This is a genomic window from Psychrobium sp. 1_MG-2023 (assembly GCF_030689115.1).
In the GTDB taxonomy this organism is placed as follows: domain Bacteria; phylum Pseudomonadota; class Gammaproteobacteria; order Enterobacterales; family Psychrobiaceae; genus Psychrobium.
This window is the reverse complement of record NZ_JAUYVJ010000011.1, coordinates 29,486-47,352: the sequence shown is the minus strand read 5'-3', so window position 1 is coordinate 47,352 and position 17,867 is coordinate 29,486. Positions and strand designations below refer to the sequence as shown.

The 17,867-nt window shown below is 41.5% G+C and carries 17 protein-coding genes; 7 read left to right on the top strand and 10 right to left on the bottom strand.

The window, feature by feature from the left end; all coding sequences use genetic code 11:
• Positions 1-166: 166 nt before the first annotated feature.
• Positions 167-1,969: an acyl-CoA dehydrogenase C-terminal domain-containing protein gene (locus tag Q8W26_RS07705; protein WP_101213347.1), complete on the bottom strand. Its 1,803-nt coding sequence runs from the start codon at positions 1,967-1,969 to the stop codon at positions 167-169.
• A gap of 203 nt (positions 1,970-2,172) precedes the next feature.
• Positions 2,173-2,808, bottom strand: coding sequence for a cAMP-activated global transcriptional regulator CRP (gene crp, locus Q8W26_RS07700; RefSeq protein ID WP_101213346.1), 636 nt, complete (start codon positions 2,806-2,808; stop codon positions 2,173-2,175).
• Positions 2,809-3,149: 341 nt separating this feature from the next.
• On the opposite strand from crp, the gene Q8W26_RS07695 reads away from it, so the two are divergent.
• The 3 genes from Q8W26_RS07695 to trpS all read left to right on the top strand — a co-directional run bounded on the left by Q8W26_RS07695 (position 3,150) and on the right by trpS (position 5,627).
• Entirely contained in the window at positions 3,150-3,806 is a 657-nt protein-coding gene (locus Q8W26_RS07695) for a TorF family putative porin (RefSeq protein ID WP_101213345.1), read from the top strand.
• Between the two features lie 116 nt (positions 3,807-3,922).
• A complete protein-coding gene (gene rpe, locus Q8W26_RS07690) occupies positions 3,923-4,597 on the top strand; it encodes a ribulose-phosphate 3-epimerase (RefSeq protein ID WP_101213344.1) in 675 nt (224 codons plus the stop codon).
• Between the two features lie 10 nt (positions 4,598-4,607).
• On the top strand, positions 4,608-5,627 hold the full coding sequence (trpS, locus tag Q8W26_RS07685) for a tryptophan--tRNA ligase (RefSeq protein WP_101213343.1): 1,020 nt from the start codon (positions 4,608-4,610) through the stop codon (positions 5,625-5,627).
• 69 nt (positions 5,628-5,696) lie between these two features.
• Here the strand turns inward: trpS and Q8W26_RS07680 are convergent, their stop codons facing one another.
• The 3 genes from Q8W26_RS07680 to Q8W26_RS07670 all read right to left on the bottom strand — a co-directional run bounded on the left by Q8W26_RS07680 (position 5,697) and on the right by Q8W26_RS07670 (position 7,754).
• Positions 5,697-6,305 carry a thiol:disulfide interchange protein DsbA/DsbL gene (locus Q8W26_RS07680; protein ID WP_101213342.1) on the bottom strand — a complete coding sequence of 203 codons (609 nt, stop codon included), beginning with the start codon at positions 6,303-6,305 and terminating at the stop codon, positions 5,697-5,699.
• Between the two features lie 124 nt (positions 6,306-6,429).
• Complete coding sequence (locus tag Q8W26_RS07675) at positions 6,430-7,434, bottom strand: serine/threonine protein kinase (protein ID WP_101213341.1); 1,005 nt, start codon at positions 7,432-7,434, stop codon at positions 6,430-6,432.
• Positions 7,431-7,754: a DUF3630 family protein gene (locus Q8W26_RS07670; RefSeq protein WP_101213340.1), complete on the bottom strand. Its 324-nt coding sequence runs from the start codon at positions 7,752-7,754 to the stop codon at positions 7,431-7,433. Before Q8W26_RS07670 ends, Q8W26_RS07675 begins: the two co-directional genes overlap by 4 nt.
• Before the next feature lie 119 nt (positions 7,755-7,873).
• Between Q8W26_RS07670 and Q8W26_RS07665 the strand changes: the two genes are divergently transcribed.
• Both Q8W26_RS07665 and Q8W26_RS07660 read left to right on the top strand, forming a co-directional pair.
• On the top strand, positions 7,874-10,609 hold the full coding sequence (locus Q8W26_RS07665; RefSeq protein ID WP_101213339.1) for a GGDEF domain-containing phosphodiesterase: 2,736 nt from the start codon (positions 7,874-7,876) through the stop codon (positions 10,607-10,609).
• 3 nt (positions 10,610-10,612) lie between these two features.
• Positions 10,613-10,912, top strand: coding sequence for a cytochrome c (locus Q8W26_RS07660; RefSeq protein WP_305472969.1), 300 nt, complete (start codon positions 10,613-10,615; stop codon positions 10,910-10,912).
• 64 nt (positions 10,913-10,976) lie between these two features.
• Here Q8W26_RS07660 and leuD read toward each other — a convergent pair whose 3' ends face one another.
• From leuD to leuA, 4 genes are read right to left on the bottom strand one after another with little or no spacing between them, the layout of a single operon-like run.
• Positions 10,977-11,576, bottom strand: coding sequence for a 3-isopropylmalate dehydratase small subunit (leuD, locus tag Q8W26_RS07655; protein WP_101213338.1), 600 nt, complete (start codon positions 11,574-11,576; stop codon positions 10,977-10,979).
• Positions 11,577-11,589: 13 nt separating this feature from the next.
• Complete coding sequence (leuC, locus tag Q8W26_RS07650; RefSeq protein WP_101213337.1) at positions 11,590-12,990, bottom strand: 3-isopropylmalate dehydratase large subunit; 1,401 nt, start codon at positions 12,988-12,990, stop codon at positions 11,590-11,592.
• A complete protein-coding gene (leuB, locus tag Q8W26_RS07645; RefSeq protein ID WP_101213336.1) occupies positions 12,990-14,087 on the bottom strand; it encodes a 3-isopropylmalate dehydrogenase in 1,098 nt (365 codons plus the stop codon). The genes leuC and leuB overlap by 1 nt, the downstream gene beginning before the upstream one ends.
• Positions 14,088-14,140: 53 nt before the next feature.
• Positions 14,141-15,703 (bottom strand): 2-isopropylmalate synthase, encoded by a 1,563-nt coding sequence (leuA, locus tag Q8W26_RS07640; protein WP_101213335.1) that lies wholly within the window; start codon positions 15,701-15,703, stop codon positions 14,141-14,143.
• A 617-nt stretch (positions 15,704-16,320) separates the two neighbouring features.
• Between leuA and msrB the strand changes: the two genes are divergently transcribed.
• Positions 16,321-16,698, top strand: coding sequence for a peptide-methionine (R)-S-oxide reductase MsrB (gene msrB / locus Q8W26_RS07635; RefSeq protein ID WP_101213334.1), 378 nt, complete (start codon positions 16,321-16,323; stop codon positions 16,696-16,698).
• On the opposite strand, the gene Q8W26_RS07630 is transcribed toward msrB, so the two are convergent.
• Complete coding sequence (locus Q8W26_RS07630) at positions 16,695-17,045, bottom strand: hypothetical protein (protein WP_101213333.1); 351 nt, start codon at positions 17,043-17,045, stop codon at positions 16,695-16,697. The genes msrB and Q8W26_RS07630 overlap by 4 nt on opposite strands.
• 421 nt (positions 17,046-17,466) lie before the next feature.
• On the opposite strand from Q8W26_RS07630, the gene Q8W26_RS07625 reads away from it, so the two are divergent.
• A complete protein-coding gene (locus tag Q8W26_RS07625) occupies positions 17,467-17,853 on the top strand; it encodes a hypothetical protein (protein ID WP_101213332.1) in 387 nt (128 codons plus the stop codon).
• Positions 17,854-17,867 lie beyond the last annotated feature (14 nt).

The window sequence follows — 17,867 nt, the reverse complement described above, 5'->3', positions numbered from 1 at the left end:
GCTAGCTTAGGGGGCCTTAAATACGCAATCTTATTAATCGTATGACTAAGCTACTAAAACGTAACTTCTAAATTATAGATTGAAATTTGAGTCTGGGGAGCAGAATTATACGGGGATAAAAAAGCCCCTAGATTAGGGGCTGAAGATTGACATTCAGGGTGGTGGATTAAAAGCTGAAATGAGACTCATCGATAGCAGCGAGTGAAGCATTTCCTGCGCTTATCATTGCTGCATGAGATAATGTACGCGGTAAAATTCGGGCATAATAAAAGCGAGCAGTATCGATTTTCGCTTGGTAAAAGTCACCGTTATCTGGGTTTTCTGCTAACTTAATCTGTGCGACTTGTGCCATTTTTGCCCAGAAATAAGCCAGAGATACGTAACCTGAATACATCAAATAATCAACAGATGCTGCACCTACTTCATCTTGGTCTTTCATGGCTTTCATACCCACTTCCATTGTTAGCTCACCCCATTCTTTATTGAGTAAGGTTAGTGGTGCAATAAATTCTTGCATTAAATCATTATGAGCCTGAGATTGAATAAATTGATGAATAATCTTAGTAAAGTTTTTAAGAAGTGTGCCTTGACTCATTAACACTTTTCGCCCTAATAGGTCTAATGCTTGAATACCTGTGGTTCCCTCATAAAGCATTGAAATCCTTGTATCGCGAACGATTTGTTCCATCCCCCACTCCGCTATAAAACCATGACCGCCAAACACTTGAACTCCGTGGTTTGCTGACTCGTACCCTGTTTCCGTCATAAAGGCTTTCATGATAGGGGTTAGAAATGACAATAAGTCACTTGCGGCCTGCCGTTCTTGGCTATCTTGACTGCGATGGGCTATATCATTTTGTTGAGCGCCGAAATAGAGCATCGCGCGATTACCTTCTGCAAATGCTTTTTGAGTCAGCAACATACGGCGAACATCAGGATGAACAATAATAGGATCGGCTTTACCCTGAGGGTTTGTTGCACCGCTGAGCGAACGCATTTGTAAGCGATCTTTAGCGTAAGCTAATGCTCCTTGATAGGAGGACTCTGCTGCAGCGATGCCTTGAATAGCAGTACCTAGTCTAGCGCTATTCATAAAGGTGAACATGCAGTTTAAACCGCGGTTTTCAGCACCTATTAGAAAGCCAGTGGCGCCATCAAAGTTCATTACACAAGTTGAGTTACCGTGAATACCCATTTTGTGTTCTAAAGAGCCACAACTAACTGCGTTAGCCTCCAATAAATTGCCTTGCTGATCAACATTGAATTTAGGCACAATAAATAAAGAGATCCCTTTGGTACCTTCAGGTGCGCCCGGTAGTCGGGCTAATACGATATGAATGATATTCTCAGCCATATCATGCTCGCCCGATGAAATGAAAATTTTGGTTCCCGTAATGTTATAGCTGCCGTCAGGGTTATGTTCCGCTTTGGTTCGAAGTAAACCTAAGTCGGTTCCCGCATGAGGTTCGGTCAGGCACATGGTTCCTGTCCATTCACCGCTAATTAGCTTTGGCAAGTATGTTTCTTTTTGTTGTTGAGTGCCGTGGCTTGTTAAAGTATTCATACAGCCATGACTGAGTCCAGGGTACATGCCCCAGGACCAGTTAGCACTGCCGACCATTTCACTAATCACTGAACTTAATGATTCGGGTAAGCCTTGGCCACCAAACTCAACAGCATTGGGTAAGGATGGCCAGCCACCTTCAACATATTGCTGGTAAGCTTCCTTAAAGCCTGATGGCGTGGTGACGCTACCATCTTCGTGTCGAGTACAGCCTTGTTGATCGCCTATTTGATTTAAGGGGGCTAATACTTCTTCAGAAAACTTTGCGGCCTCATTTAAGATTGCACTGACTAGGTCGGGGGAGGCTTCTTCCCCTCCGGGTAAATTAGCGTAGTGTTGCTCAAATGCTAACACGTCATTCATGACAAATTCGATGTCTTTAAGCGGGGCTTTATATTCAGGCATGTTGACCTCAGTTTATTGTTTTTTTAATTGACGATCTTGTTGTAAACGATTGTTTGAAACGTTTGTTAGTTTCGATACTAGCAGTAAGTTAATTATGAGTATAGAGCTTTTACTCAAAATGGTGCAAAAAACAAACAAAAAAGCCCCGCTAGCATTTCACAGCATAGCGGGGCCTTGGAAGAGGTGGTGGTAAAATAGAGAGGCTAGCGAGTGCCAAAGACGACTATTGTTTTACCATGAGCCGAAATAAGGCCTTGCTCTTCAAGTAGTTTTAATACGCGACCTACAGTTTCACGTGAGCAGCTAACAATTTGCCCAATCTCTTGTCGGGTTATTTTTATTTGCATACCATCGGGGTGCGTCATTGCGTCTGGTTGTTTACACAGGTTGAGTAGCGTTTGTGCGATACGGCCTGTTACATCTAAAAATGCTAAATCACCGACTTTTTCACTGGTCGATTGTAAGCGGTCCGCCATTTGTTTAGATAGACGCATTAGAATTTCAGGGGTTGTTTGCACTAGTTGCTTAAAGCGAGTGAAAGATATTTCCGCAATGACACAAGGTGCACGTGTTTTTACCCATGCGGTACGTTCGGGTTCATCTTCAAATAGGGCCAGCTCACCAACAAAATCACCTTTAGATAAATAAGATAAGATCATTTCTTTACCTTGCTCATCTTTAATTAATACCGCAACCGAACCTTCGACAATATAATATAAAGTATCAGCAACATCACCGCGGTGAATCAAGGTGCTTTTTTTAGGGTACTTATGTAAATGACATTGTGAAAGAAACCAATCGATGACTGGGTCTTGCTGAGGTTTTTGTATTATTGACATAAGCCCTCTAAATAGTTAGATAAATGGATGAATAAATCTTAGCTGATTAAGTATTACTTTACTATCAATTACAATATCTTTAACGCTAATTTCAACTAATATTAAGTATAGTCACTCAATTCAGGCAGTCTAATGATTATCTGATGTTTGGTAAAATTAATTATTTTAAAACAGTGATTTGATGCACCAAAATAAAACTATAACTGCACATTGTTAGTGCAGTAGAAAGTTTTTAAATTGGACTAAATTAAAAAAGGCTCAATAAATCAACAGGTAATTGATTTGGTCTAGTTAGTGCATTGCAACATTCAGCAATACTTTTAATATTTTTAGGGGTTATTATGAAAAAAACGATAATGATTTTATCTGCTGCACTAACAATGACAACACTTTATACCGAGCAAGCCCAAGCGGTTGATGGCTTAACGGCTAATGTCGGTGTCAGTAACAACTATGTATGGCGTGGCATCTCTCAAACTAGTGATCAAGCTGCTATTTCTGGCGGGGTTGATTATGCTGCCAGTAACGGTTTCTACGTAGGTACATGGGCGTCGAATGTTGATTGGGGTGATGATACTAGTGCGGAAGTTGATTTATATGCCGGCTATTCATTTGAAGCGGGTGAATTAGCTTTTGATGTAGGCTACTTATTTTACGGTTATCCGGGCGGTGATTCACTTGATTTTAGTGAGATTTATGCCAGCGTGGGTTGGGAGTTTTTAACTGTAGGCTATCACACCTTAGCTGATTCCGACTGGGATAGTGATTTCGGGGATAGTGATTACCTTTATGCGGACTTAGCTTTTGAAGTGGCTGATGGCTTAGAGTTAGGTTTTCATTATGGTGTCTCTAACTTTGACGGTGGTGGTGATTACAGTGACTATGGTATTAGCTTAAGTAAAGATAACTTCACGTTAGCGATTACCGACGTTGATGAAAATACTGTTGAGTCAAACTTTTTAGTGGCGGTGTCATACTCCGTTGAGTTTGATCTCTAGAGTAAACTTTTCTTTAAACGCGGCGACTTAGGTTGCCGCTTTTGTTTTAGCACAAAAACTAGCCCATCCCCCTTGCATCCTGTAGAATTGCGCTTTTCAATTAAACTGGAATCGCAATGACTGATTACCTCATAGCTCCTTCTATCCTTTCGGCTGACTTTGCACGTTTAGGTGAAGATGTTGAAAATGTATTAGCCGCTGGCGCTGATGTAGTGCATTTTGATGTGATGGATAACCATTACGTCCCTAACTTAACGTTTGGTCCGGCTGTGTGTCAGGCGTTACGTGATTACGGTATTACAGCTCCGATTGATGTACATTTGATGGTGACTCCAGTTGATTCACTGGTGCCTGAATTCGCTAAAGCTGGCGCGTCAATTATTACTTTTCATCCTGAAGCAACACAGCATCTAGATCGTACATTACAACTAATAAAAGAGCAGGGCTGTCAGGCGGGCGTGGTATTAAATCCAGGCACACCATTAAGTTGTCTTGAATATGTGATGGATAAGCTTGATGTTATTTTATTAATGTCAGTTAACCCAGGTTATGGCGGACAAAGTTTTATTCCATCAACGTTGACTAAGCTACGCCAAGTACGTCAATTAATTGATGAAAGTGGATTTGATATTCGTTTAGAAGTGGACGGCGGCGTTAAAGTTGATAATATTGCTGAAATAGCCGAAGCTGGGGCCGATATGTTTGTAGCTGGCTCAGCGATATTTAACCAACCAGATTATAAAGAAGTTGTTGATCAAATGCGTCAGCAGCTTGCGAGCGTAAACAAGTAAGAGAGAGATTATGTCAATTCAGGCAGGGCAGAAGCCTACGGTATTAAGTGGTATTCAACCATCAGGTGGTTTAACTATTGGTAACTACATTGGTGCGATTAGCCAATGGCTGCCGATGCAAGAAAATAATGACTGTTTCTTTATGTTGGCTGACCTGCACACCATCACGGTACGCCAAGATCCAAAGCAGCTACGTGAACGTGTTTTAGAATGTTTAGCGATGTATATTGCTTGTGGTTTAGACCCTAAAAAAAGCACTATCTTTGTTCAGTCACAAGTACCTGAGCATGCTCAGCTTGGTTGGCTCCTAAACTGTTACGCGCAAATGGGTGAGCTTAATCGTATGACCCAGTTTAAAGATAAGTCAAAACGTTTTGAGACGAACATTAATGTTGGCTTATACGGTTATCCGGTATTGCAGGCCGCTGATATCTTATTATATCAAGCAGACCGCGTGCCTGTCGGGGAGGACCAAAAGCAGCACATTGAGTTAACTCGAGACATTGCAACCCGCTTTAATAATTTATACGGGGAAGTATTTAAGGTGCCTGAACCCTTTATTCCTCAAGTGGGCGCACGAGTAATGAGCTTGCAGGATCCGACGAAGAAGATGTCTAAATCGGATGACAACATCAATAATTTTATTATGTTGCTTGATGAGCCAAAGAAAATTGAAAAGAAACTTAAACGTTCGGTGACGGACTCAGATGAACAGGCGCGTATCTACTTTGATACGGTAGAAAAGCCAGGGGTTTCTAATTTACTGACATTACTTTCTTGCTCTACAGGTCGCTCGATCAGTGATTTGGTGCCTGAGTACGAAGATAAAATGTATGGGCACTTGAAGAAAGATACAGCTGATGCGGTACTTTCATTTATTGAGCCCGTCCAAACGAGATATCATGAGCTACGCCAAGATGAGTCAGCATTATTAGCAATTATGAAAGACTCAGCGGAGCGTGCTTCTGAAAAAGCGTCAGTGACATTAGCAAAAGCCATGGATGCTGTTGGTTTAATCGCCAAACCATAACTATCAATAACCGTTGATGGATCAAAAAAGCCGCTTGATAGCGGCTTTTTAGTTTGGGCTAAGAGTTGATTAGCCTTTTTTGTTAGTCAGGTATGTGACTAACTCTTGGAACATTTCTGCACTAGCAATCGACTTATTATTGATTTGATATTTACCGTTAATAATAAATGTCGGGACACCATTGATAGCAAACTTTTGAGTGTTATTAGCCATCTTCGATACTTTTGCATTGATCATGAAACTCTTCACTGCACCATCAAATTTCTTAGCTGAAACACCGTTATCAATGAACAACTGACGTAATTGGTCTAAATTAGCGTAATTACGGCGTTGTACGTGTACTGCGTTAAAAATAGCTGGGTTAATTGTGTCTTCAACTTTCAATAAGCTTGCAACGGCAAATGCACGGCTTAAAGCTTTACCTGTATCACCACCTAAAAAGTCGACGTGACTTTTATTAAACTTTACATTGCTTGGAATGTTTTTCTTTAAGTCAGCAACTAATGGCTCAAAGCGGTAACATGCGGGACAAAGGAAAGAGAAAAACTCAACGATTTCAGGTGATTTTGTTGGACTAGATTTAGAAACAACAGTGTAATGTGTTCCTTCAACGAAGTCGGCTGCCAGCGTTAATGGGCTTAAAAGTAGTGCAAACAGCACTAAGGCAATTTTTTTCATTTTGTTTTTAACTCCTAAAAATTTTGCGATAGCTTATCATTGTCGTTAATTATTTACATCAATGATAAAAGAATTCGCTGAATCTAATCTTAACAAGATGTGTTTACCTTGCTAAGACCAGCACTTAGAATTGTCCAGGTAACTGTAAGCATGGTTGTTGTAATTGAGCGAGTTGCTCTTTTAAAGCGAGTACTTGCTGTTCCCAGTAATTATCTGTATTAAACCAAGGGAAATTATGTGGAAAGGCCGGATCATCCCAACGTTTTGCTAACCAATGCATATAATTAATCATACGCATTGCTCGTAGAGGTTCTATTAACTGTAATTCCTTAGCATCAAAATCACAGAACTCCTGATAGCCTTCAAGAAGTACATCAAGTTGTAGTAGCTGATTAGCACGATCGCCATTAAGCATCATCCATAAATCTTGGATGGCAGGGCCGTTAACACTATCATCAAGGTCAACAAAGTGCGGGCCGTGATCTGTCCATAAAATATTTCCCGGGTGGCAGTCACCAAAAATTCGTAAATTTTTCACCCCAGCGCATCGTTTGAGGTTTTGTTCAACTTGTTGTTTAAGCTGCTCTAACACGGTATTAAATGGCGTTTTGAGATATTCTGGAACACCATGGTAGACCTCAAGGTGACGGCTCGGCTGGTGTAAAAAGGTTTCAGTATCTAAAGTGAGTCGTTGTTGAAAAGGCTGCTGTTGACCGACTTGATGGATACGACCAATAAAGCGCCCAACCCATTCAAGATGGTCGAGGTTGTCGACTTCAAATTGGCGCCCCCCTTGGCATGGAAATAAGGCAAATAGAAACCCTTGGTATTGATGTAATGTTTGTCCACCTATTTTACTTGGTGCAACGACAGGAATTTCTTGATCAGCTAGCTCAATGCTAAATTGATGTTCTTCAATAATCTGTTCGGTTGTCCAGCGTCCAGGGCGATAAAATTTCACCACGTAGCGCTGGCCATCATCACAGCTAAACTGATAAACACGATTTTCGTAGCTATTTAGCGCTAATAAACCTGAGCTTGGAAAAATATCGAGAGACTCAATAGCATCAAGCATAAAGTCAGGTGTTAGTAGTTGGTAGTCTTGGTTGGTGCTATGCAGTATGTTCATGATGACTGCTTCTGTAATAAGGTGGCAATAAAGTCTAATATTTCCTGATCTTCTGCTCGATCTAGCTCAAACCATAAGCTATTACTGGTCTCTTCGTACGTTAGGTATAATCGAGTGCCTTCAAAGTCGACGGTCCAGCGGTGCAGGTCGGCCCCAATCTCTTTCGTTTTGACCGTCATGTCTAATTTTTCAATGAGTTGCGATGCAACTTGATCGAACTGATCCCAATCAATAGAGAGATTAATATATAAACTCCCTTGTTGCTTGATCGGCTGGGCTGCGGTAGAGTTTGTGTTAAATGAAAAGTTTTTTTCGAGCATAGCATTCGCGAGTTATTGATGATGTCTGATCACTATAGTAGCAACTTCAAATGGAGCAAGTCTATGGACACTCTCTGCAAATCGATTGACTGTGTCATTTTTAGGATTGGTTTGTACCAATGAAAATAAATTTGCGCCATGAAACTCAAGGTACTAAAGAGAATACCTTAACTATTTTATCCAAGCTGCTGGAACTCAGTGAGCTGGTGATTGATAGTCAGCAATTAATTTGCCATGCCTCGACTCATTTTACTGCAGTGGCGAGTGATAACCATAGCTCGCTGGTGGATTTAAGCTTAAGTGAAGTCTTAACAACAGCCGATTATCAACAGTTACTTGATAATGCAGCTGAATATCAAGGTTCAGGCTTTTCCATGGAGGTTACTTTTCCTCATGGTCCCATCCCGAATAAAGAATACGAGTTGACTGTAGAGCATTTAGTTATGGATGACTCACAGTGGGTTATCGTGAAGCGTTGTTGTGTTAAAGATAATGACTACTTTAACGGCTCTGCGGTGGCACAATTTGTGGTTGAGCCGAAAAGTTTACGTATTTTAAAAGCTAATCAAGTAGCCGAGAAAGTGACAGGGATAGAGCTAGAGCGATTATCATTCATGTCTTTTAGTGACTTGCTTAATATGCCTCTTCAGGAAATCGAACACCAATTAGGTTTGGTTTCTGAGCTAGAATACCGTGATATCGATGTTAACTTTATTGGAGCTGCGGGTGAAAACCTGGCGATGACCTTAAAGGCGACGCGAAGAGGTTCGCCTGAATATTTCCATTTTGAGTTGCTCGATGTGGTCGTTTTATCTGAACATGAGTCAACACAGCAGAATTTTTCGTCAATCGTTAATAACTTAATTTCAATAAATCCAAATGCGGCATTATTAATAGATAATTTTGGTGTTATCACGCAAATCAATCAATACATGTGTGATGTGATTGAGACCAATCGCTTAGAAGCTGTTGGTCGCCGTGCGTCAGATATATTACCACAATCTTTAGCATCTATTATATCGGCGATGGAAGAGTCAGAACACAGGGTTCGTTTAGGAAAATCAGGTAGTTTTAAATCTATTATAAAACAACAACCATTAAGAGATCATGAAGATTCTGTTGTTGGACTTTTAGTTGAAGTGATTAGTTGTAATGATCGTACGACCTTAAAAGAGCGAGCATTACAATCGGCAACCCAAATGGGTAACTATGCTGTTTTTACCTTTGATAACGATGGTCAGATCCTTTACGCCAATGAAGCATTCGAGCATCAGACTGGCTATTGTTCTCATGATATTGTCGGTCATAACATTTCAATTCTCAACAGTAAAACAAATGATCAACAACTTGAAAAGTTGATGTGGCAGGCGATAAAGCGCAAAGAAATGTGGCGAGGCATTTTAAAGCATACTAAACAATCAAAAATGAATTATTGGTGTGACTTAACCATTAATCCATTGATTGATGAATATGGTGACTTGGAATGTTTTGTTGCATTAAGTCAAGATATTACATTACAAAAAGAGACCCAAAAGTCGGGTACCTTTATGGCCAATTATGATGTCGCCACGGGTTTGGCTAATGACGTATTAGCTAGAGATCGTTTAGAGCGAATGATTGGCCGTGCTCGTCGTCGTAAGAATATCGTGGCAGCGATTGCGTTAGATATTGGCAAGATTGAGCAATTAGAGAAAAAATACGGTGCTGCCAAGGCTAGTAGTGCCTTGATGATTTATTGCACCCGGCTACAAAAAGCGCTCCGTGCAGAAGATGGCGTCGCGCGGATGTCTAAAAGCCGCTTAGCCATCTTGCTTCCGGATTTGCCATCGACAGATGCTCTAGAAGTGGTATCAGCAAAAGTTGATAAAGTGAACCAACAACCGATAGAAATTGGCGAATTAAGGTTAGTACTCGACGTGAAGCAAGGCATGGCCTATTTTCCTGAGCAAGGTTTAGATGCTGAGTCGTTATTAAATAATGCAGAAGCTTCGTTGCAAAAAGCATGGCAAGCCAATGCGCCTATTGCTTGTTTTGGTAAAGAGCAAAATGCACAAGCATTGATGCATTTTCAGTTGCGCAAAGAGCTTGTGACGTTACTGGCGTCGAAAGACTTTGAAGTGGTTTATCAACCCATTATAAATTTAGTGACTAACGAAGTTCACTCATTTGAAGCGCATATTCACTGGCAGCATCCACAATTTGGTTTAATTAATAATGATGAAGTTTATACGGTCGCTGAAGCGAGTGGTTGTGTACAAGAGATGGGCTTTATTTTAATTGAACGGGTCTGTCAGGACTTGCAAGCTTGGCAGGCTCAAGGACATGATGGTTTTTGTGTGGCAATTAATTTGTCACATGGCCAGCTACGTGATTATAAGTTTGCGAGTAAAGTTGAGAAAGTTTTAGGGCGTTATCAAATGCCACCAGAGCGCTTATCTCTAGAGATTCCATTAAGTTATATTGCTGCACAATGGCTAGATTTGGAGTCAATACTACAAGAGCTATCACTATTGGGTGTTAATCTTCTCTATGATAAATTTGGTGATCGTGGTGCTTATATCTCTGACTTACGCCACTTCCCTTTTAATGGGATTAAATTGACCCAAAACTATATTCAAATGATTAACTCAGATCCAAATTCTGCTAATTTAGTCGAAGGAATTGTGGCGATGGCCCTTTCCCTTAATTTAGAAGTCACTGCTGTAGGGGTTAATAATTTAAATCAGATGCTACAGCTGCAGGATATGGGCTGTCATTATGCTCAGGGTGAGCTCTTAACCGAATATCTCAAGCGTGATGATGTTGAAGTATTTTTATTGCAACAAACAGGCTTACAACAAGAAGAGTGGGAGTAGTACGTGTTTAAAAAAGTTGTTCTATCTATATTACTCGTTAGCGGCTTTGCTAACGTACAGGCCGCAGACATCGAAGCGGGCAAGCATAAAGCGATTATGTGTGCTAATTGTCATGGGGAGCAAGGTATCTCGAGCGTACCTATATACCCAAACCTGGCTGGGCAAAAGGAGCTATATTTAGCACAGCAAATGAAAAAATATCGTGACGGTTCACGTCCGTCTCCAGTGATGGCACCGTTAACCAAATCATTAAGTGACGATGATATTGCAAATCTTGCAGCTTATTATGCAAGTTTAAAGTAGATTTGTGGGTGTTAAAGCCATAAAAAAAGCGGCGTATTCGCCGCTTTTTTCGTTGTATCATCGCCTATCTACGCCAAGCTGGGATATTCGATTCATATGCTTTAATCGCATCAAGGTGTTGCAATGTCCAACCAATAGAGTCTAACCCTTTTAATAAACATTCCCGCTGAAACTCGCTGATATGGAAGCTAAAGCGGTCATTGTTCGGTGCAATAACTTCGAGCGTTTCTAAGTCAACCGTGATTTGTGCGCCATCACTCATTTGGCTAAATAACTGATCAATCTCTTGTTCGGTTAGTTTAACTGGCACTAGGCCGTTATTAATTGCATTTCCGTAAAAGATATCAGCAAAACTTGAAGCGATAACTGCTTTAAAACCAAAGTCTGCGAGTGCCCAAGGCGCATGTTCACGACTGGATCCACAACCAAAGTTTTCACGAGTGAGTAGAATACTACCGCCCTGATACTGAGGTTTATTGAGGTTAAATTCAGGATTTGGTTGATCGCCAGCTTCATCAAGGTAACGCCAATCATGGAATAAGTGTATGCCGAAACCATCGCGGGTTACTTTCGATAAAAATTGCTTAGGAATGATTTGGTCAGTGTCGATATTGGCGACATCTAATGGGATCACTAAGCCTTGGTGTTGGATAAATTTACTCATTGTTGCTTATTCCCTAAGTTAAATCACGGATATCAACGAAGTGACCAGCACAAGCGGCTGCGGCGGCCATTGCTGGGCTCACTAAGTGGGTGCGACTAAGGCGGCCTTGGCGACCTTCAAAGTTACGGTTACTGGTGGATGCACAGCGCTCGTATGGCTCTAAACGGTCATCATTCATCGCTAAGCACATCGAGCAACCTGGTAAGCGCCATTCAAAGCCAGCGTTTAAGAAAATCTTATCTAAGCCTTCCTCTTCCGCTTGAGCTTTCACTAAGCCTGAACCCGGTACGACGATAGCAACAACATTGCTAGCGACTGTTTTACCTTCGGCAATTGCCGCAGCGGCACGTAAGTCTTCAATACGGCTATTGGTGCAAGAGCCAATAAACACTTTATCAACGCTAACATCAGTTAATAACTGGCCTGCTTGTAATGCCATGTAATCGAGGGCTTGCTGTGCTGACTCTGATTCGACATCATCGCTAAAGTCACTTGGTGTTGGTACTTGTTGATCGATTGCAATCACTTGTCCCGGGTTGGTTCCCCAAGTTAATTGCGGAGCAATGTCTTCACCTTTTAAGGTTACTACGGCATCAAACTCGGCATTCTCATCGGATTTTAATGTTTTCCAATAATCGATGGCGTCTAACCAATCCTGACCTTTTGGTGCAAATGGTCGCCCCTCAAGGTAGTCAAAGGTAATTTGATCCGGTGCGACCATACCTGCTTTAGCGCCACATTCGATACTCATATTACAGATGGTCATACGCGCTTCCATCGACAACTGCTCAATCGCACTACCACAATATTCAAGGATATAACCCGTGCCACCTGCCGCACCAATTTTTCCGATAATGGCTAAGATAATATCTTTAGCGCTGATACCTTGGCCAATGGTTCCGGTGATTTCGATTTTCATCGATTTAGCTTTGCTTTGTTTTAAGGTCTGAGTTGCCATCACGTGCTCAACTTCAGAGGTACCAATACCGAAAGCCAGAGCACCAAATGCACCATGTGTTGCTGTGTGTGAATCACCACAAACAATGGTTGTGCCAGGTAAGGTCATGCCTTGTTCTGGGCCCATGACATGAACAATGCCTTGGTTGATATTGTGAATATCGTAAAGCTGGACACCAAAGTCATCACAGTTTTCTGTTAGCGTTTCAATTTGGATTCGGGCCTGATCGCTACAAGCGTCTAGTGAGCGCGATTTTGTCGAGGTATTGTGATCCATTGTCGCAAATGTTTTACCGACTTGACGTAATGGGCGCTCATTGGCTTTTAAGCCTGAAAATGCTTGTGGTGAGGTTACTTCATGCACTAAGTGACGATCGATGTAAATTAATGGCGTTTCATTCGCCTCATCGCGCACAATATGCTCTTGCCAAATTTTATCGTATAACGTGCTGGCCATTAGTTGTTCTCCAAAATAGATTGCGCAATAAAGTCACCCATTTCACTGGTTGATTTCGCATCCGATGGGGTTTGTGCTAACTCGCGGGTTAAGTAGCCGTTGTCTAATGCGTCAATAATGGCTGTTTCAATTGCTGTAGCTGCGGCATCTTGTTTTAAGCTAAAGCGAAGTAGCATTGCAGCTGATAAAATTTGTGCGATAGGATTAGCAATACCTTGCCCCGCGATATCTGGCGCTGAGCCACCTGCCGGTTCGTACATGCCAAAGCCTTGTTCATTAGTGCTAGCTGATGGAAGTAAGCCCATTGAGCCAGTGATCATCGCACATTCGTCAGATAGAATGTCACCCATTAGATTTGAACATAATAAAACATCAAACTGCGACGGGTCGCGGATCATTTGCATCGCAGCATTGTCGATATAGATATGCTCTAATTCAATTTCTGGGTATTCGGTAGCGATTTCTTCAACCACTTCACGCCACAACACTGAACAAGCTAATACGTTAGCTTTATCAACAGAAGTTACTTTTCCACGACGCTCTTTCGCAGACTCAAAGGCTATACGCGCGATGCGTTCGATTTCTTTACGGCTATAGCGCATAGTGTCATAGGCAGCGACATTTTCGCCTTCACCTTCACGGCCTTTTGGCTTACCGAAATAAATACCACCCGTTAATTCACGAACGCATAAGATATCAAAACCACGCGCAGAAATGTCGGCACGTAATGGCGATAGTGCGGCAAGTTGACTGTAAATACGTGCTGGACGTAAGTTGCAAAAAAGTTGGAAGTGACCTCGTAGCGGTAATAATGCGCCGCGCTCTGGTTGATCATCGGGTGCAAGGTGCTCCCATTTTGGGCCGCCTACTGAACCAAATAGAATCGCGTCTGCTTGTTCACAGCCAGTAAGGGTGTGCTCAGGTAGTGGTTTACCAAAATGGTCGATAGCATAGCCACCCACAGGTAATTCATTGTAGTTTAATGTAAAGTCAAACTTTTGCTGTACAGCGGCTAAGACTTTAATTGCTTCGTTCATGACCTCTGGGCCAATACCGTCGCCGGCTAATACCGCGACATTATACTGTGGATTACTCATTCTACTCCCAACTCTGCTATCTTTAATTATCTAATTTATTGAGGTTTGCGGGCTTAAACGCCTGCTACCTGTTGTTGTTTTATTTGCTGTTTCTTGTCTGCGACTAAGTCTGCACGATGAACAAGGTTTAATACATGCAATAAGGCGCGTACTGATGCGTGTACTACATCGGTTGCCAGACCCATGCCATGGAAATTTTGGCCGTTATACTTCGCCACAATGTCGACTTGCCCTAATGCATTTTCACCTTCGCCTTTGGCTTTCAATGAATAATCAACAATCTCTAAGTCTACTTTCGATATTTGGCTAACAGCGTTAAAAGCTGCCTCAACAGGACCATTACCTGTCGCTGCTTCAATAAACTCTTTATCGCCGACATTTAACTTAACACTGGCAGTTGACATCATACCTGAGCCCGCGTGTGCACTTAGGTATGCTAGCTTGTAATGGTCATTGTCATCTTTTTGCTGATTGAAGAACAATAAGGCTTCTAGGTCATAATCGAACACTTGACCTTTTTTGTCTGCTAGACGTAAGAATGAATCATATAGCTCATCTAGGTTAAAATCTTGCTCTTGATAGCCTAGCTCTTCCATACGGTGCTTAATTACATGGCGGCCTGAACGTGAAGTCATGTTTAATGATTTCTTAGGTTGGCCAATAGAGTCTGCGGTCATGATTTCATAGGTATTTTCGGCCTTTAACATGCCATCTTGGTGAATGCCTGATGAGTGTGAGAAGGCATTACTACCCACGATTGCCTTATTAGGCTGAACGACCATGTTACAAAGGTTGCTGACTAACTGAGACGTACGATAAATTTCTTGACTGTTAATATTTGTTTCAACACCTAAGATATCTTTACGTAATTGTAAGATCATTGCGATTTCTTCTAGTGAAGCGTTACCTGCGCGCTCACCAATACCGTTGATGGTACACTCAACTTGACGTGCCCCCATCTCAATTGCGCTAATTGAATTTGCTACGGACATGCCTAAATCGTTATGGCAATGCACCGAGATAATCGCTTTGTCGATATTTGGAACGCGGTTATATAAGGTTTTGATGATACCGCCAAACTCACTGGGAATGGTATAACCGACCGTATCAGGAATATTAATAGTGGTTGCCCCAGCATTAATCGCTGATTCAACCATGCGGCATAAATTATCAATTGGGGTACGGCCTGCATCTTCACATGAAAATTCAACGTCGTCAGTAAAGTTACGTGCGTATTTTACCGCGCCCACAGCCATATCTAATACATCATCGAAACTTCGTTTCAACTTACTTTCAACATGGATAGTCGAGGTTGAAATAAAGGTGTGAATACGAAATCGTTCAGCGACTTTTAATGCATTAGCACAAGCATCGATATCCGCTTTAACGGCTCGAGATAAACCGGCACAAACACTGTTCTTTACTGTACTTGCGATAGTTTGAACCGATTCAAAATCGCCTGGTGATGAGACCGGAAAACCGACTTCCATCACATCAACACCCAGACGTTCGAGGGCTAGGGCGATTTGTAACTTTTCTTTAACGGTTAAACTCGCCGCTAACGCTTGCTCGCCGTCGCGTAAGGTGGTGTCAAATATGATGACTTGATCAGACATTATCCGTTCCTTTATTTAATGTATCGCCAGCTTTTACTTTGATAGCTCGCAAATATTTGCTGTTAAATACGAAAAAACCCGCATCAGGTGCGGGTTTTAGTGTTCAGTTTGTTAACTATAGCACTAAGCGCCCGCAGCAGAATCTGGCAGGAGAAGTAAAAGGCTTAGGATACGTTTGCTATAATTCATTATTACTCTTAGTGTTGCGCTTAAAGTTTATCGTTAATTTTTCGTTGGTGATATGTTTCAACGATGTATATTTCTACCGTGAGTTACGGTGTGAGTCAATGCTTTTTTTAGTCAAAGGTTGTAAAGAATGCCGATTGACTCCAAGTAAGCCTCAATATAGCCTAGCGGACAGGTTATGGACATTAGCTTAAGGTAGTAGCTGAGTGTTTTGTTGACTTGTTTTAATCTGTGTTCTGCATGTTAATATTTACAGAGATTTGATGTGCTATTGAGAGGGGTTAAATACTGTAAGGGTTGCTTTAGCACACCAGTTACTTTTCTTTGCTTCGCCAAAGAAAAGTAACCAAAAGAAAGGCGTCCCGTAACTCTGCTAATTCATGCTTCAGGTTGTGCTTAGTATGTGGTGGTAGTTTGAATAGGAAAACAAAATGAAAGATCAACAATGGCGTGAGAAGCTCACTCCAGAACAATATTACGTCTGTCGTGAAAAGGGCACTGAGCGTCCTTTTACAGGGCAGTGGCTCACCTGTAAAGAGAGTGGGCAATATAAATGTATCTGCTGTGACAGTGTGTTATTTGAAGCTGGTAGTCAGTTTGATAGTGGCTGTGGTTGGCCTAGCTTTGATGATGTGGCGGGTAATAAAGCCGTAACGCTGCACCGAGACTCAACTCATGGAATGGAGCGGACCGAGGTTTGTTGTGCTAATTGTGATGCACACCTGGGGCATGTATTTAATGATGGACCAACAGCAACGGGGTTGCGCTATTGCATAAACTCGGTAGCGATCGATTATCAACCTGATTAACGATATGGCTTTTGTTGATTAGGCGTTTTTGGCTGCAGTGAGCGGATATTTTGTGCCGCCTTATAGTGATGGTATTGAAAATAATGACCGTCAAGGTTTGGGCGTGGCGCAAGGTGGAGTGGTTTGAGATTATTGACTTTGGGCTTTGTCTTTAACGGCTGTAATGGCCGAAGTGAGAGTTTGCTATTTTGCAGCGATTTGGCATATTTCTCTTTATATTCAGTCGCTTTACTATAGCCATTCGCCCAACCACCTGTACTATATAAGCCAACAAATAAGATGATTACTATTGCTCTAATTGGCAACTGTAATAGTTTAAGGTGCTGCACTAACGAGCATGACGTCATATAAATTTCTACTAACCGAACTAAGTGAATGATTAAATATGCTTGAATTGTGCCAAGGTGTTATGGGCTTAACGTAAGAATGGAGAGGTGCTTGGATAAGCGATTGCTTTTTCAAGCGATTAAAGCTAATATTTTTTCAATATAAATCAAGGATGAATATATTAAAATGAATATGAACCTGCAATTGCTAGTATCAGATATTAGCTTCTTATTTTTTTCTTGTCCCAATAATTATCGTGTTGTGCTCAAATAAGGCCCGTGGCTATCATAAGTTAATTTGGGCGCTTTTATCATTGTGTTTTAGTTGGTTGGGCTTTTTAATTTTTTATTTTTCAGTGGTAAAAAAGCAGCAAGTAAATGACGGTTAGACTAATTTCGCGGCTTGAATAGGTATGAATTATTCGTTAAAGAGGTCAGTATTATGCATCGCTTGATCGTCAATCAAGAGCGATATCTTGCAATCGCGTGGCTATGCTCGTTGTTTAATGTTACTGCGCTGTGCATTGTTCCATTTATGTTTCATATCCTTATTATGCCAGATATTGGCAATCAGCCCATCACCACTCTTGTTGATATCATACCTGACAGTAGTACCGTTGCTTTTTTAATTCACTTTATCATCGTTTTTCTCTCTAGCTTTACCTTTCTTTTATTAAACCCTTGGTTAAAAAGTACCAACTTTAAGTTTGGCTTTTACCTTGGGCTAACTCCCGTGTGCGTGACGGCTGGCATCAGCGCCATCATTCTTATTATCATTGTGTGTTTGATGGGGGGCGGGCTTTATGACAGCCTTGTTGGCATTGGTTGAGCCGAAAAAAAAGC